This window comes from Marinirhabdus gelatinilytica, from assembly GCF_003353425.1.
Lineage (GTDB): Bacteria > Bacteroidota > Bacteroidia > Flavobacteriales > Flavobacteriaceae > Marinirhabdus > Marinirhabdus gelatinilytica.
Genome location: NZ_QRAO01000007.1, coordinates 41,156 through 58,229 on the forward strand (window position 1 = coordinate 41,156; position 17,074 = coordinate 58,229).

Here is a 17,074-nt window from a genome sequence, read left to right on the forward strand (position 1 = left end):
GATTTCAAAATACTCCACAACCTATAACCTAATAAAACAACAATTAATAACTCAAATCGATGGCAACAACATCAGACATCAGAAAAGGATTGTGCATACACTACAATCATGACATATATAAAATTATTGAATTCCTGCACGTAAAACCCGGAAAAGGACCCGCTTTCGTAAGAACAAAACTAAAGAGCGTAACCACCGGAAAGGTGATAGACAATACGTTTTCAGCAGGGCATAAAATTGAAGACGTACGTGTGGAGACACACAAGTTCCAGTTTTTGTACAACGAAGGGGAATGGTACCATTTTATGAACACCGAGGATTATTCGCAGATACGTTTGTTGAAGGAATCGTTGGACACCCCAGAGTTGATGAAAGAAGGCGAGGTAGTAACCGTATTGATAAATACCGAGGACAACGCACCACTTTCCGTAGAGATGCCGGCCCACGTGATCCTTGAAGTGACCGCTACCGAACCTGGCGTAAAGGGAAACACCGCCACCAACGCCACCAAACCTGCTACAGTTGAAACTGGCGCAGAGGTGAATGTTCCCTTGTTTATCAACGAAGGGGATAAAATACGTATTGATACCGAGAAGGGGCAATACCAGGAAAGAGTAAAGGAGTAAATATATGACTAATAGATTTTTAGTTTTTCTAATAAGTATTTTTCTTTTTTCTTGTAGCTCGGACGATATGGGAGATAGTGATAATAGAGATTCTTCTGTAAATATTATTGAGATAACAAATGTTACGAGTAACTCTGCTAGAATAGAAGCTACTGTTGAAGGTGCAAATATTTCAGAAAAAGGTATTGTTTGGGGTATGACAAGCAATCCCACAATTGAAAACGCAGAAAACGTTAGTAAAGGTAATGGGACAGGTAGTTTTACTGCTGCTATATCGGGCTTAACTGCTGCTACTGAATATTTTGTAAGAGCTTATTCGATCAATAACGGTGAAACTCTTTATAGTAACAACGAGAATTTTATAACCAACCAGTCTTGTCCTCAGGAGAATGTCTATTCTGGACAGGTTGAATTAAACACCCAAGACGACGTAAATAATTTTGGCGCAAATAATTATTGCGAGATTTCAGGAGACCTTATTATAGGCTATTATAATTTTAGCCCCCCAATCGAGGATTTATCACCACTAAGTAGCTTAACCAAAGTAAATGAATTACTAATTTATGGTAATCATAACCTCACAAACCTCAGTGGGCTAGAAAATATTCATACTGTTGAACGTCTTATAGGCGTGACCCAATGTCACGGACTAACATCATTAGACGAATTATCCAATATTACTGGAGAACTTGAATATTTATCTATTATTGATAATCAAAATATTGAAAATTTTGATGGGTTAATTGGCATTACGAAGGTTAGAGAAGATATTAGAATAGTTGAAAACCACAATCTAGAAAGCATATTAGGTCTGTCTGGTTTGCAAGATGTTGGCGATACTTTATTTGTTATTGATAATAATAATCTTGAAAACTTAAATGGATTAGAAAATGTTACATCAGTTGGAAATTATTTATGGATACACAACAATGCATCACTAAAAAATATTGATGGTTTAAGTAATGTTACGTATATCCGTTCAATTACTCTACAAAACAATCCTGAGTTGCAAAACCTAGTGGGATTGAGTAATGTATCTCAGGTGGATTCTCAGCTTAATATTAAGAAAAATAATTCTTTAATAACTTTAGAAGGATTGTCTAACATTTCACTTGAAAATGTTGATGTAGAAATTTCCAACAATTCATCACTTCAAAACCTTGATGGGTTGTCTTCAAATAATTCAGTACTTGAAATTGCGATAACTAGTAATGCTAATTTGAAAAACATAAGCGCCCTATCTGGAATGGTTGAGGTTTTTGGAAGTTTTAAATTAAGAGGCAGTGGGTTACTTGAGAATCTTGATGGTTTGTCAAATCTACAAACGGTAGGAACTGATTTTACAATAACGGACGTAAATATGCTAACCCAATTTTCAGGCCTCTCAAGCTTGGTTTCTGTCGGTCGCGACTTTTCAATTTTAGAGAACAATGTATTACAAAATCTAGATTCTCTTGAAAATTTAATATTTGTGGGGGATAACTTTAGAATTACGAATAACCCTACTCTAACGGATTTTTGTGGTATTTCAAACTTGGTTACAAATGGTACTATAGAGGGTAACTACCAAGTTAGTAACAACGCTTTCAACCCAAGCGAACAAAATATCATAGACGGCAACTGTAGCCAATAATTACCAACAACCAAAGATTTCAAAATAGTATCCCTTTACATGCCAAATTGTAAAGGGATTTTTTATATTTGATACTCAAATTTTCTAAATGAAATTCAACAGCCCACAAACCCTACAGGACATTGCAACCATTCTGGATTGCGATTTTGTGGGCGATGCCGGTTTTCCCGTCATGGGGATGAACGAGATTCACGTGGTGCAACCGGGTGACATCGTATTTGTGGACCATCCAAAATATTACGACAAAGCATTGCAATCTCCCGCGACTATCATCCTCATTAATAAAGAGGTGGAGTGTCCGGCGGGAAAAGCATTGTTGGTAAGTGACGATCCATTTAGGGACTTCAATAAATTGACCCACCATTTTAATCCCTTTGTAGCAGCGCGTGCCGTGATTGCCGACTCTGCAAAAATTGGGAGACACACCGTAATCCAGCCCAACGTCTTTATAGGAAACAATGTGACCATTGGCGATGATTGCCTGATACACCCCAACGTAACTATTTACGACAACACGGTGATTGGGAACAACGTAACCATACACGCAGGAACGGTATTGGGAAGCGATGCATTTTACTACAAAAATCGGCCAGAAAAATTCGATAAGCTATTGAGTGGTGGTAACGTAGAGATAAAGGACAATGTAGATCTGGGTGCGCTCTGTACCATAGATAGGGGAGTGACAGCCACTACCACGATTGGCGAGGGTACCAAGATAGACAACCAGGTGCACGTAGGCCATGACACGATTATTGGAAAACGATGCCTCATAGCGTCCCAGGTGGGTATCGCTGGCTGTGTACTGATCGAGGATCTTGTGACCATTTGGGGGCAAGTAGGAATTACCAGTGGCGTTACCATTGGCGAAAAAGCGGTGATCTCTGCACAGAGCGGGGTGAGCAAATCGCTACCGGGGCACAAATCATATTTCGGGACCCCAGCAGACGATTTCAGAAAAAAATACAAAGAGTTGGCGTCCATACGCCTCATACCAGATATTATTGAAAAACTAGATAACCTATAATGAGCACTTCAGCAAAACAAGTAGTTAAAGACTTTTACAACGCAGATATTTTAAAGAATTCAGATGTCCTGAAAGAATTTTTCCACAAGGATATTGAGTTGATATGGAATAGTACCGACGGGCTTACCATTCTTAATTTCAACGATCTAAACGATTTTTTTGCCGAAGTACGACGCACGTACCACGACATTCGTGCAGAAGTAAGCCATTTGCTGCAGGACGAAGAGTATGTGACCATTCGATACAAGTATTATATCAAGACTATCGAGAACCCAGACGAAGAAATGGGTATCGCACATTTTATCTGTATTTGGCAGGTAAAAGATGGTAAACTGTACCGTGGCCACCAAGTGAGCCAACCTGTTACCGAGAAGGACGATACTACCGAATCCTACCACAGAGTTAAAGTGTAAATACTTTTAATTGCAACAGCAATTAGGTATCTTTGCAATCCAATATTTCAATATAAATTCTAACAGAGACAATAAAAACCTATGAGTGTTTTAGTAAATAAAGATTCAAAAATAATTGTTCAGGGCTTTACAGGAAGTGAAGGAACCTTCCACGCGGGCCAGATGATAGAGTACGGTACTAATGTTGTGGGTGGAGTAACCCCTGGTAAAGGTGGACAGACCCATTTGGACAAGCCCGTTTTTAACACAGTTTCAGAAGCCGTGGAAAAAGTAGGGGCAGATACCTCTATTCTTTTCGTACCCCCAGCATTTGCCGCAGATGCCATTATGGAAGCTGCGGACGCAGGCATTAAAGTAATCATTGCTATTACCGAAGGAATTCCTGTAGGTGATATGATCAAGGCGTCCCACTACATCAAGGATAGAGATTGCCGTTTAATTGGACCTAACTGTCCAGGCGTTATCACTCCAGGCGAAGCCAAAGTGGGTATTATGCCCGGTTTCGTATTCAAAAAAGGTAAAGTGGGTGTGGTCTCAAAATCTGGGACACTTACGTATGAAGCAGCAGATCAGGTAGTTAAGCAAGGGTTGGGAATCACAACTGCTATTGGAATTGGCGGTGACCCAATTATTGGCACCACCACAAAAGAAGCCGTAGAATTGTTGATCAACGACCCAGAGACTGAAGCAGTGGTGATGATAGGTGAAATAGGAGGACAATTAGAGGCCGAAGCTGCACGCTGGTATAAGGAGAGTGGAAGCAAGAAGCCAGTAGTTGGATTTATAGCGGGAGAAACTGCTCCAGCTGGTAGAACAATGGGGCACGCAGGAGCTATAGTTGGCGGAAGTGACGATACCGCTCAAGCCAAAAAGAAAATATTGAACGAATGTGGTATCCACGTAGTTGATTCTCCAGCTGAAATAGGCAAAAAAGTAGCCGAAGTCATAGGATAAAAAATTGAGAATAATACACCCAAAGCCCTGCATAATCGTAGGGCTTTTTTTATATTTGGGAGGATTGAAAAATATAAATAAAATCGCTCTTGTATAGAGCAAGTCGAAATATGAAATGCCCATTAATAAATTGCAAACCAACCGAAGATGTTTATTGGGGCATTCCATCTTCCGCTTTATCAAATATTTTATTAAGATGAAACTACTAGAAGGAAAAACAGCGATCATTACGGGCGGAAGCCGTGGTATAGGGAAAGGAATCGTTGAAGTATTTGCCCAGCACGGTGCCAACATAGCATTTACCTATAACTCAAGTGCCGAAGCAGCTGAAGCACTGGCCGAAGAAATTTCAAAAAACGGGGTCAAGGCAAAAGCCTACCAGAGCAATGCCGCAAGTTTTGAGGAGTCACAGGAGCTTGCCGCCCAAGTACTCAAAGAATTTGGAAGCATCGATATCTTGATAAACAATGCCGGAATCACTAAGGACAACCTCCTCATGCGAATTTCGGAAGAAGACTTCGATAAAGTGATTGAGGTAAACCTAAAATCGGTTTTTAATATGACCAAGGCCGTGCAGCGTGCTATGCTCAAACAGCGCAAGGGCTCTATCATAAACATGAGCTCCGTTGTTGGGGTAAAAGGAAATGCAGGCCAGACAAACTATGCCGCCTCTAAAGCTGGTATCTTGGGCTTTACAAAATCTGTTGCTCTTGAGTTGGGTTCACGGGACATACGTTGCAACGCTATTGCTCCAGGCTTTATAGAGACCGAAATGACCGGAAAACTCGATGAGGCCACCGTACAATCTTGGCGAGATGCCATTCCACTTAAGCGTGGGGGTACTCCTGAAGATATCGCCAATATGTGCGTGTTCTTGGGAAGCGATATGTCCAGCTACGTAACAGGGCAAGTGCTCAACGTAGATGGCGGAATGCTTACCTAATTTTAGATATACGGTTTTAGAAATGCGATTGTAAAATCTCGTACTTCATTCGTACCTCGTACCCGTAATTCATTTGTACCTTGTAATTAGTACTTAAACATGGCTCCAGAAACCATTCTTTATATCGTGATAGCCGCAGTGATCTCATTTGCGCTGGCGGTATTTATGTACGGGTATAAATCTAGGTACACAGGGAAATTACGATGGATATTTGGGATACTTCGGTTTTTGACCTTGTTCGCTATTTTGGTGTTGTTGATCAATCCCAAATTTAAGAGCAAAACCTATACCATCGTCAAACCCAGCTTGCCTGTATTGGTGGACAATTCTACCTCTGTCCGGGAACTGGAACAAACCGAAAATGTTTCAACTATCATTTCAAAACTTAAGGGAAACGAAGCATTGAACGATAAATTCGAGCTGTCTTTTTTTACCTTCGGAAATGATTTCAGGGCAACCGATTCGGTTTCATTTTCTGAAAGGAATACAAACATCGCCAAAGCACTTTCAGCAACCAACGAGGTTTTCAGAAACACCATAGCACCCACCTTGCTCATTACAGATGGAAACCAAACCCTGGGGAGCGATTATGAGTTTTCTTCAGTAAACTTTAAAAACCCTTTGTACCCAGTTGTCTTGGGAGATTCCACCAAATATATCGACCTGAAACTTCAGCAACTCAATACCAATAGGTATGCATTCCTGAAAAACCAGTTTCCCGTCGAGGCTATTTTGGTATATAGTGGTACGGGTACGGTGAGCTCGCAGTTTGTCATCTCGCAGGGTGCTGCAACGGTGTATAGGCAAAATGTTACTTTTTCTGAGAATGACAATACCAAGACTATTTCGTTAACATTGCCCGCATCTCGCGTGGGACTTCAAAAATATACAGCGCAGATTGTTCCTATTGCTGAGGAACGAAACACGGTTAACAACAGCAAGCAGTTTGCCGTAGAAGTGATAGACCAAGCCACCAATGTATTGGTAGTGAGTGCCATTGTGCACCCAGATATGGGAATGCTCAAGAAGGCCATTGAGACCAACGAACAACGCAAGGTTACTTTTGCAAAACCTCTTGAGGGCATCGACCAATTGCAGGATAATCAGCTAGTAGTCCTCTACCAGCCCAACCGGAGTTTTGCTAGCCTGTTTTCTGAAATCGAAAGATTGAAGATGAATACTTTTATCATTTCAGGAACCGAAACCGATTGGAACTTCTTGAACAGTGCTCAAGCTATTTTTCAGAAAGAGGTTACGGGACAGCGTGAGGATGCCTCGGCACAGTTGAACGTAAACTATGGCGCTTTTGCCGTGGAAGATATTGGTTTAAGTGGTTTTCCGCCCTTGGCTACGCTTTTTGGAGAATTGTTGGTTACCGTGCCACACGAGGTGCTTTTGAACCAGACCGTAAGCGGATTCAATACCGAAAACCCTATGCTGGCCACTGCCGAGCTTAACGGAAAGCGAGATGCCCTATGGGATGTAGAAGGGCTTTGGAAATGGCGGGCAAAGTCTTATTTGCAGAACAACAATTTTCAGCAATTTGATGAATTTATCGGGAAAATGGTACAATACCTAGCTTCCAACAAGCGTAGGAGCAGGCTAGAGGTGAGCAACGAATCGTTCTATTATAACAATAATCCTATTAAGATTTCAGCACAATATTTCGACAAGAATTATGTGTTCGATGGGAGAGCATCATTGCAAATTTCGGTAGTGAACCAAGAAAGCGAGAAACGCACCGTCTTCCCACTGTTGCTAAAGAATAACTTTTACGAATCAGATGTAAATAGTTTGCCTGCGGGGGAGTATGCCTTTACGGTTTCAGTAAGTGACGAAGCCATTGCCAGGAGTGGGACCTTTACGATATTGGATTTTAACGTTGAACAACAATTTGGCAACGCCAACGTAAGTAAATTAACCAGGTTGGCTAATAAAACCGAAGGAGCGATCTATTATCCCAACCAATTTGAAAGCCTGGCCGAAAGTTTGTTGAACGATGATAGATTCCAGTCTATCCAAAAAAGCGAACAAAAAATCGTACCTTTAATAGATTGGAAAATACTGTTAGGCTTTATCGTTCTTTTCCTTACGGCAGAATGGTTCATTAGAAAATACAACGGACTTATATAATCTTAAAATAAACGAATTATGGAAAAATTACCTAAAATCGGGATACCGGTTATCATCGTATTAGTATTAGTAATTATAGTGGTGGCAAAGAGTGCCGTGACTATTAATGCCGGGGATGCTGGAGTACTCTACGAAACATTTGGAAATGGAGTTGTTACGGACGAACCGCCACTTGGGGAGGGTTTCCATATTGTAGCCCCTTGGAACAAAGTGATAGAGTATGAAGTGAGACAGCAAGAACTTTTTGAAAAAATGAAGGTGCTTTCCAGCAACGGTTTGGAAATACAGATAGATGCCTCTGCGTGGTACCAGCCCGTTTATAACGAGGTAGGGAGGTTGCACCAAAACCTGGGGGAGAACTATTTGGACCGTGTGATTAAACCAGCTATACGAAGCGCTGCAAGAAGCGTTGTAGGGCGCTACACCCCAGAACAATTGTATAGCAGCAAGCGTGATGCCATACAAGATGAAATTTTTGATGAAACAAAGAAGATTCTGGATAAGCAGTACGTTCAGCTAAATGAGGTATTGGTACGGGATGTCACACTGCCCGCTACTATTAAACAAGCTATTGAGCGTAAATTGAAGCAAGAGCAAGAATCGCTTGAGTATGAGTTTAGACTGGTAACCGCGCAAAAAGAAGCTGAAAAAGTACGTATAGAAGCACAGGGTAAAGCAGATGCAAATAAAATTCTTAGCGCATCCCTAACCGATAAGATTCTTCAGGATAAAGGAATAGATGCTACACTAAAATTGGCCGAGTCTCCCAATGCCAAAATTGTGGTAGTAGGTTCTGGAGATGATGGATTACCTTTAATTTTGGGTAATAACTAGTATTGCTGAAATTTTAGCTTTATCAAAATGGACTTTTCAACCTATTATTTTTGATAGTGTCAGTTCGAGCGTAGTAGAGAATTACAAACCCTTGACAAGCTAATAAGGGTTTCAATTAGAGCGTGTCGAGAGACTTGATTGCGCACCCGTAAATTCGGATGTTTTTAAAGCGCCATTTTTGTGTTGTTCCCTCACAGATTCCTGTCTGGCTCTCGTCGCTTGTCGTATTTAATATCGCTCAATACCGAAGATTTTATCCCAATAAAAAAGTACCAGGCTGTATTGAGGGCGCCAATGGGGGTCCAGTTAAAGCTCATGGTCCAACTTTCTAGATCGCGTTGAAATCTTAATTGGGTAAGGGTAACACCTTTATTGGTAAAGTCGTACCCGCTGGAAATCCCTACTTGCCATCTTGGCGCAAGCTCTACATTAGAGCTGAACATAAGCGACTGTGACGATATCTCATTTTGCCGTCGGGTATTATTGTAGGTTATGGTATACGCCAACCTAAAGTCCCATGGTATGTCGTAGTTATACCATTCCTTATTTAAATTGTTACCATTGTCCTGGCCTTCCCTAAACGAAGTATCGCCCACATCGTCTCCGGTTCCAAACAGGTCGTCTGGTCGCCCTCCGTTTGCAAAGGTCTCATCATTCAACCTATTGGTGGTATCAGGATTGTCGGTCTCAAAATCCCTACTGGAAAAACTATAGTTTAAGGAAACATTTCCATTGGTGAGCCTGAAGAGACTACCGCCGTTGTTTATATTGAATTTGTCTATTTTATTATTGTTATTATCCAGCGCATAGGGATCCAGCGAACCTGTAAAGTTTACATCAAGCTTGTCCACAACAGGTATATTACCCGTAAAGCGTAAAGGGCTCCAAGGCAACGAGTCCCCGGCAAGATTGTAAGCTGTGCTGAAGTTTAAGTTGTTGAGCAGGACAATCTTCTTGGGTTCGGTAGCCGTGGTATCCTTTTCCCGAACCTTTGCTTCAAAGGTGTTGCTAAGGGACATGCCTATGTTGCTGGAGTAGACAGCTCCAGGCGCTCCATAGAGTGTGTTTTCAAACCTAGAGAACTGTACCACTTCTGCTGCAACATCTGGGTCTGCAGTGGGAATCTGCAATTCTTCGTAATAATGATCAAAAGCTGGATTTATGTTGTAGCTCACACTTGGTCGTACCACGTGTCTAAGTTTTTGGAACTTTACATCTTCTCCAAAATTAAAAGTACCATAAAACGTAGTCCCTAAACTGGTTGAAAAGTTATAGGTAAAATACCTGTCGAAACCCCTAATGGTATCTGTTACTACAGCACCGTCACCATCATTGGCATCGGCATCGAATGTTTGGTTGGTAGTTTGGCCTACCCATGTTTCCTGTAGGTTGGTCGTGAGCGAGGTGCTTAAATATTTCAGCAGTTTAAAATTGGTGCTCACAGGAATGCTATGCCGGGCTCCCAGCTGTGCGGTTTCAAACATTTCAGGTTTAAAGAACAACGAATCGGTTGTTTGGAAACGGTTCTCTGCCGTAACATCGTACTGAAAGTTAATATTCTGTAGAATCCCTTTTTTTGTACCTGTTTTGGGGGCAAAAGGAAAAATACGTGACACACTCGCATTAATATTTGGCAGGGACATATTTATTTCTTGTGTGTTGGTGTTCTGGGTGTGGGTAGCTGCAATGGCAACATTCACTTGGGGCTCCCCCTCAAAGGTCTTTGCGTAGGAAACCGAAGAGCTTAACGTGTTTACCAACCCACTACCATTATTGGTCTGGTTGATGGATTGCCTAAAATAGCGACTACTCCCCAAATTTACCGATGCTGAAAAACGGGAGCTAGGATTTGCCTTGGCATCCTGGCTGTGGTTCCATCGGATGTTATATACTGAAGATTGGCTAAAATCCGGGAAGCCTCTTTCACTATCGATCAGGCTTTCGTAGCGTATGTTCAAATTACCTCTATACTTGTAGCGTAGGGCATAGGCCACTTCCCCCCGCAGACCAAAACTACCGTTTGTGTAATAGTCTCCTAACACCGCAAGATCCACATAATCGCTTATAGGAAAGTAATAACCCCCATTCTGGAAAAAGAAGCCACGGTTGTTATTATCGCCAATAGAGGGGATGATAAATCCAGCGGCTCTATCTTCAGTCAACGGAAAATATGCAAAGGGAAGTCCTAAAGGTGTGGGTACATCGGCAATGTACATATTGGTAAGCCCAGTGACAATTTTCTTTTTAGGGACAAATTTTGCCTTTCGGGTATAAAAATAATATTCCGGATCATCAAGATTTGTAGAGGTAGTAAATCTCACATTCTTGAGATATACAACCGAGTCGTTTTCTTTTTTGGTCACCTGGGCCAGTACGTTAAAACCGTTCTGCTCTGTTCGGGAATTATACACTATGGCCTTCTCGGTCTTGGTGTTGAATTTCATCGAGTCTGGCTCCACGCGGTTCTGGGCCTGCACAAAAACGGGTCTTTGTGTGTAGGTTCCTGCGCTGTCAATACCTTTGGCAAAGACTTCGTTGGTGTTATAATCCAGTACTATGAGCCCAGCGTCTATACGCATATCCTCATAAACTATATAGGCTTGGTTGTACATATACACCTTTTGGTTCTCTTGGTCCATAAAAATGTAATCTTCGCCATAGTAATCTACCACGCCGGTAAGGAATTCGGGTTTTTTCTGGATGGAATCGTTTTTTACCGTATCGTTCACTATCTCTAGGCGTTCGGTAATTGTTGGTTGTAGGTTAACTGTGGTGGTATCCTGTTTGGTTTCAGTGTTTTCTTCGGCTTCGGTTTCTGTAGAAGAGGGGATGTTCACCTCGTTTTTATTGGGCAGGTCTTGCGCATAAAGAAAAGCACTGTTTATGAACAGTACTATGTAGATAAGTATGTAAGAACACCTTTGTTTGCCCAACACTAGAAACCTATTATTTTATAACTTTGGTTCAGTTTTTGAAAGTTCAAAAGTAAGCATATTTTTTTGCCTACTATTTTTTAAAATATCAAATTTCAAACCACGTTATCTTTATATGAAAACGAAACAGCTTTTATCACTATTATTATTCTTACCCACCTTTTTTGTGTATGGCTTTTCAAGCACCAATAATGATACCACAAAACCTTTCGTGGTGGTGCTGGATCCCGGTCATGGCGGTAAGGATTCTGGAAACCGCGGAAATGGTTTCTATGAGAAAGACATCGTTTTGGACGTTACGTTACAAGTTGGTGAAATTTTGGAAAAGCATCCAGATATCAAAGTAGTGTATACTCGAAAAACAGACGTTTTTATTGATTTATACAAAAGAGGACCCATTGCAAACGAAGTTGATGCAGACATTTTTGTATCTATTCATTGCGACTCTCATAATTCTCAAGCTTATGGAATTGGAACTTTTGTAATGGGAATAGACAAATCTGGCAGGAATCTGGAAACAGCAAAAAAAGAAAATGAAGTTATATTCCTAGAGGAGAATTATAAAGAGACCTATGCCGGATTTGATCCAAGCTCGCCAGAATCTCTCATTGGGCTTACCTTAATGCAAGAAGAGTATTTAGACCAGAGCATCATCCTTGCAAGTCTTATTCAAAATAATATCGTAAATAATTTGAAACGAAAAGACAGGAGTGTAAGATCTGCTCCTTTCTGGGTTTTACACAGTTCCTATATGCCAAGTGTACTAGTGGAGCTTGGGTTTTTAACAAATGACAAGGAAGGTCCTTATGTGAACTCGAAAAAAGGTAGAAAAGAGTTAGCAGAAGAGATCGCAAAGGGCATTCTTAAATATAAAGAAACAATCCTACTCGCAACCGAAGACTCCCAAAACCCTACGATCACAGAAAAGGAAATAGAAACCGCCATTGAAACCACAGAGAAAAACGAATATAAAGGAGTGGATTTTAGGGTACAGCTAGCAGCTAGCAGCAAAAAGCTGGACACAAAACCTTCAAATTTCAAGGGGCTAAAAGATGTAGATCGAGAAAAGGAGGACGGACTCTACAAATATTATTACGGTAAAACTTCCGATTATAACAAAATCCAGCTCATGAAGACTTTCGCCCAAGAAAAAGGCTACTCTTCTTGCTATATAGTAGCCTTTGAGAATGGTAAAAAGAAAAAACTTTCAGAAGTGTTAAAAAGGCAGGATAAATAAAAGTTATTTCTATAACTTTGTTGAACATCTAAACACACATTTTTTTTGAGACTCTCCAGAGAAGTAAAAACAGGAATTCTTGCCATAGGGGCCATTTTGCTCTTTATATTTGGGTATAGCTACCTAAAGGGAACCAACCTGTTAGAAAAGAACAGAACTTTTTACGTAAAGTACAAAAACGTTGAGGGACTGGCTCAAGGAGCACCAGTTACCATTAATGGTCTTAAGGTAGGAAAGGTGCAAAAGATAGATTTCGCTAACGCCCAAGGTGGTCTTGTGGTAGAGTTTACGGTGGAACGAGATTTCGACTTTTCTCAAAATAGTATTGTAAGAATATACAGTAGCGGTCTCATTGGCGGTAAATCTGTTGGGATTTTTCCTATTTATGACCAGAGCAGTATCGCTAAATCTGGCGACACCCTCTCGGGTGAAATCCAAAAAGGGATGCTGGACGAGTTCAGCGAAACGCTAGCACCCCTTGAAGAAAAACTAGAAGCAACCCTTGGTGTTGTGGATTCGTTGCTCATTTCAATTACCGATATTATTGACGAGGACACCAGGACAGACCTCAAAAATGCCATAGCAAATCTATCCACTACCACTAAAAATTTTGGACAGCTTTCAGAAAAGGCTGATAACCTCCTAGGCCGAAACGGTGAAAAACTGGACCGTACCTTTACCAATCTGGACGATACGATGGCCAACTTCTCGAAGCTTTCAGATTCACTGTCGCAAATAGAGTTTGGCGTTATGGTAAACAATCTTGAAGATGCTACAGCAGGACTAAAAGAAGCTGTGGATAAAGTGAACAGTCCTGAAGGTAGTGTAGGAAAACTGTTGAACGATAAGCAATTATACGATAACCTTGAAGGAGCTACGAGACAATTGGAAGAGTTGATACAGGATGTAAAGCTCAACCCAAAAAGATACGTGAACATCTCCGTATTCGGTAAGAGAGACAAAGGTTACGAACCACCAGAAGATCCAGATTTATAACACATGGCGTACATTACAAAGATTTTATTTCTCATAGCACTTGTTTTGGGTGTTGGGTATTTTACCTACAATATCCGTAAAGTAATAAGCCGCATTAAGCTAGGGCAGGAAGTAGATACCAGCGACCATAAAAAACAGCGCTGGAGCAATGTGGTGCGCATCGCATTGGGACAGAGTAAAATGGTAGTGCGCCCCATTGCGGGACTACTTCATATTGTAGTGTACGTAGGCTTCATCATCATAAATATTGAAGTTCTCGAGATCATTATTGACGGTCTTTTCGGAACCCACAGAGTGCTATCCTTTTTGGGGCCTGTATATGATGTATTGATTGGTTCTTTTGAAATTCTCGCATTATTGGTACTGTTGGGTGTTATCTTTTTCTGGACACGCCGAAACATCCAAAAGATAAAACGCTTCTGGGCAAGGGAAATGACCTCCTGGCCCAAGAACGACGCAAATATTATCCTCTATTTTGAAATGGTACTCATGATACTTTTCTTGGTCATGAATGCTGCGGACCTTGCACTTCAAAGAGGAGTGGCCGCAGGAACCTTTACTTCAGAAACTGCAAGCCATTACATTCAAGTAGGTTCATATCCAGTAAGCCAGTTTATAGCTTTTTTATTTCAGGGTATGTCCGAAGGCACTTTGATCGTCATCGAGAGAAGCGCTTGGTGGCTACACATCTTGGGAATCTTGGTCTTTCTCAATTATTTATATTTCAGCAAGCACTTGCACATCATTTTGGCATTCCCCAATGTATACTTCGGTAAAGTGGTCCCCAAGGGAAAATTCAAGAATCTCGATTCGGTTACCAACGAGGTAAAACTGATGATGGACCCCAGTGCCGATCCCTATGCCGCACCGCCCGAAGGTGCCGAAACCCCAGCAAAATTTGGTGCTAGCGATGTCATGGACCTGTCACGCATACAGCTTTTGAACGCATATACCTGTACCGAGTGTGGTCGCTGTACCAGTGAATGTCCAGCCAACATTACCGGTAAAAAATTATCACCTCGAAAGATAATGATGGACACCCGCGACCGTCTGGAGGAAGTGGGAAAAAATATGGAAGCCAACGGTGGTGAGTTTAAGGACGATGGCAAACAACTGTTGGACGATTATATCCTACGTGAAGAACTGTGGGCCTGTACCACTTGCAATGCTTGTGTAGAGGCTTGCCCGGTTAGTATAGACCCGCTGAGTATCATTATGGATATGCGCCAATATCTGGTAATGGAACAAAGCGCCGCTCCTAATGAGCTGAATGTTACAATGACCAATATAGAGAACAACAGTGCTCCGTGGCCATTTAACCAAATGGATAGGCTGAACTGGAAAAACGAAAACTAAGATGGAAAAAGAAGAAGCCGAAAAACTATTGCACGAAAAAGTAGAGGCAGGCGAGAAGGTGAGTCCTGTATTACCAAAAGGCGTAAAAAATTATCTTATCGATATCGATGGCACCATTACCGAAGATGTTCCCAACGAACAGCCCGAGCGTATGGCCACCTGTGAACCTTTTCCCGATGCCCTTAAAACACTCAACAAATGGTACGATAAAGGGCACCTTATCTGTTTCTTTACCTCTCGTACCGAAGAGCATCGCGAAGTGACCGAAACCTGGCTCAACAAACACGGGTTTAAGTACCATTCCCTCTTAATGGGCAAACCCCGTGGCGGGAACTACCATTGGGTGGACAACCACTTGGTAAAGGCAACCCGCTACAAAGGAAAATTTACCGATCTGGTTGAAAAGAAAGTAACCATTGAGGTTTTTGAGGATTAATGAAAGTATAGAAAGAATATGAGTGAAGCAATAACAGTTCCCACAATGGCCGAATATATGGCCCAAGGCAAACAACCCGAAGTATTGTTCTGGGTAGGTTGTGCCGGTAGTTTCGACGATAGAGCGAAGAAGATAACCAAAGCGTTTGTAAAACTACTGCACAACGCCAAGGTAGATTTTGCAGTTTTGGGAACCGAGGAAGGATGCACGGGAGACCCCGCCAAACGCGCCGGTAACGAGTTTCTCTTCCAAATGCAGGCGATGATGAATATCGAGGTACTAAATGGTTACGAAGTTAAAAAAATAGTGACCGCTTGTCCGCACTGCTTCAATACCATAAAAAACGAATATCCCGGATTGGGCGGAAACTACGAGGTAATGCACCACACCCAATTTCTAAAATCCCTATTGGATGAAGGCAGACTAAAAGTAGAAGGTGGAAAATTTAAAGGAAAGAAAATAACCTTCCACGACCCTTGCTATCTGGGTCGCGCCAATAACGAATACGAAGCTCCCCGTGACCTCTTGAGAAAACTCGAGGTAGAACTCACCGAGATGAAGCGCTGCAAATCACGCGGACTCTGTTGTGGGGCCGGTGGCGCACAAATGTTCAAGGAGCCGGAACCAGGCAAGAAGGATGTAAACATAGAGCGTACCGAAGAAGCTTTGGGTACAAATGCCAAGATCATCGCTGCAGGCTGCCCATTCTGTAATACCATGATGACCGATGGCGTAAAGAACTTCGAGAAAGAAGGCGAAGTAGCCGTGATGGACGTAGCCGAAATGATTGCCAATGCGCAGGATTTGTAAAGCCATACAAAAAATGAGACTGTCTAATAGGTGTCAAAAAAAATAATAAGTCACATTTAGCTTGTCGAAGTGTATTGATTATCAATTGTTTTGAAAATCCTACGACTCAGTTTGACAATCTATATATTTTAGACTACCTCTATGGGGGTGATAGCAGACTTTCAAAAATCATTCGATTATTATGAAGGACACTTTTATTAAAAAAAAATCTTAATTTCTAAAACCCTACCTCTAAAATAAATAGCTATGCTAGTAGATTTCAATACACTCCCCGATACTTCAAGAATCTGGGTTTACCAATGCAGCCGGAAATTATCTGATGAAGAAGTAGCTGCAATTTCAGAAAAAACTTCAGAATTCCTAAAGCAGTGGACAGCCCACGGTGCTAATCTGGAAGCAGGGTTCGAGATAAAATACAACCGTTTTATCGTAATAGGTCTCAACCAGGAGAATGCTTCGGCATCTGGATGCAGTATTGATGCTTCGGTGCACTTTATACAGCAGTTGGAAAAAGAATTGGACGTAGATCTACTGGACAAGATGAACGTGACATTTTATAATGGCGAATACATAGCGCATAAATCTTTGGCAGATTTCAAAAAAATGGCCAAGGCCCGTTCCGTCTCTCCAAACACGGTAGTTTTCAACAACTTGGTGAACACAAAGGAAGAATATTTGCACCATTGGGAAGTTCCTGCAAAAGAAAGTTGGCACAGTAGATTTTTAGCATAGTTTTTGTACTTTTA

General features: G+C 41.5%; 15 protein-coding genes. 14 read left to right on the forward strand and 1 reads right to left on the reverse strand.

The annotated features are described in order from the left end of the window. Window positions 1-59 precede the first annotated feature (59 nt). The 8 genes from efp (at window position 60) to C8D94_RS14215 (ending at window position 8,560) form a co-directional block, all read left to right on the forward strand. On the forward strand, window positions 60-626 hold the full coding sequence (gene efp, locus C8D94_RS14180; protein WP_115124629.1) for an elongation factor P: 567 nt from the start codon (window positions 60-62) through the stop codon (window positions 624-626). A 67-nt stretch (window positions 627-693) separates the two neighbouring features. Beyond that, window positions 694-2,259: a fibronectin type III domain-containing protein gene (locus C8D94_RS14185; RefSeq protein WP_115124630.1), complete on the forward strand. Its 1,566-nt coding sequence runs from the start codon at window positions 694-696 to the stop codon at window positions 2,257-2,259. Window positions 2,260-2,347: 88 nt separating this feature from the next. Then, window positions 2,348-3,283: a UDP-3-O-(3-hydroxymyristoyl)glucosamine N-acyltransferase gene (locus C8D94_RS14190; RefSeq protein WP_115124631.1), complete on the forward strand. Its 936-nt coding sequence runs from the start codon at window positions 2,348-2,350 to the stop codon at window positions 3,281-3,283. Continuing rightward, window positions 3,283-3,696 carry a nuclear transport factor 2 family protein gene (locus C8D94_RS14195; RefSeq protein WP_115124632.1) on the forward strand — a complete coding sequence of 138 codons (414 nt, stop codon included), beginning with the start codon at window positions 3,283-3,285 and terminating at the stop codon, window positions 3,694-3,696. Before C8D94_RS14190 ends, C8D94_RS14195 begins: the two co-directional genes overlap by 1 nt. A gap of 81 nt (window positions 3,697-3,777) precedes the next feature. Beyond that, entirely contained in the window at window positions 3,778-4,650 is an 873-nt protein-coding gene (gene sucD, locus C8D94_RS14200; protein WP_115124633.1) for a succinate--CoA ligase subunit alpha, read from the forward strand. Window positions 4,651-4,846: 196 nt separating this feature from the next. Next, the gene (fabG, locus tag C8D94_RS14205; protein ID WP_115124634.1) at window positions 4,847-5,593 is read left to right on the forward strand and encodes a 3-oxoacyl-[acyl-carrier-protein] reductase; all 747 of its coding nucleotides are present in this window, start codon (window positions 4,847-4,849) and stop codon (window positions 5,591-5,593) included. 99 nt (window positions 5,594-5,692) lie between these two features. Next, window positions 5,693-7,726 carry a VWA domain-containing protein gene (locus C8D94_RS14210; protein ID WP_115124635.1) on the forward strand — a complete coding sequence of 678 codons (2,034 nt, stop codon included), beginning with the start codon at window positions 5,693-5,695 and terminating at the stop codon, window positions 7,724-7,726. 18 nt (window positions 7,727-7,744) lie between these two features. Continuing rightward, window positions 7,745-8,560: a prohibitin family protein gene (locus tag C8D94_RS14215; RefSeq protein WP_115124636.1), complete on the forward strand. Its 816-nt coding sequence runs from the start codon at window positions 7,745-7,747 to the stop codon at window positions 8,558-8,560. Window positions 8,561-8,751: 191 nt separating this feature from the next. Here the strand turns inward: C8D94_RS14215 and C8D94_RS14220 are convergent, their stop codons facing one another. After that, on the reverse strand, window positions 8,752-11,496 hold the full coding sequence (locus C8D94_RS14220) for a putative LPS assembly protein LptD (protein WP_115124637.1): 2,745 nt from the start codon (window positions 11,494-11,496) through the stop codon (window positions 8,752-8,754). Window positions 11,497-11,608: 112 nt separating this feature from the next. Here C8D94_RS14220 and C8D94_RS14225 point away from each other — a divergent pair, with 112 nt between their 5' ends. The 6 genes from C8D94_RS14225 to C8D94_RS14250 all read left to right on the forward strand — a co-directional run bounded on the left by C8D94_RS14225 (window position 11,609) and on the right by C8D94_RS14250 (window position 17,060). Continuing rightward, window positions 11,609-12,730, forward strand: coding sequence for an N-acetylmuramoyl-L-alanine amidase family protein (locus C8D94_RS14225; protein ID WP_115124638.1), 1,122 nt, complete (start codon window positions 11,609-11,611; stop codon window positions 12,728-12,730). Between the two features lie 45 nt (window positions 12,731-12,775). Beyond that, entirely contained in the window at window positions 12,776-13,726 is a 951-nt protein-coding gene (locus tag C8D94_RS14230; RefSeq protein WP_115124639.1) for an MlaD family protein, read from the forward strand. Between the two features lie 3 nt (window positions 13,727-13,729). Then, the gene (locus C8D94_RS14235; protein ID WP_115124640.1) at window positions 13,730-15,082 is read left to right on the forward strand and encodes a (Fe-S)-binding protein; all 1,353 of its coding nucleotides are present in this window, start codon (window positions 13,730-13,732) and stop codon (window positions 15,080-15,082) included. Between the two features lies 1 nt (window position 15,083). Then, entirely contained in the window at window positions 15,084-15,518 is a 435-nt protein-coding gene (locus C8D94_RS14240; protein WP_115124641.1) for an LNS2 domain-containing protein, read from the forward strand. An 18-nt stretch (window positions 15,519-15,536) separates the two neighbouring features. After that, window positions 15,537-16,328 carry a (Fe-S)-binding protein gene (locus C8D94_RS14245; RefSeq protein ID WP_115124642.1) on the forward strand — a complete coding sequence of 264 codons (792 nt, stop codon included), beginning with the start codon at window positions 15,537-15,539 and terminating at the stop codon, window positions 16,326-16,328. A gap of 246 nt (window positions 16,329-16,574) precedes the next feature. Further along, a complete protein-coding gene (locus tag C8D94_RS14250) occupies window positions 16,575-17,060 on the forward strand; it encodes an ABC transporter ATPase (RefSeq protein ID WP_115124643.1) in 486 nt (161 codons plus the stop codon). Window positions 17,061-17,074 lie beyond the last annotated feature (14 nt).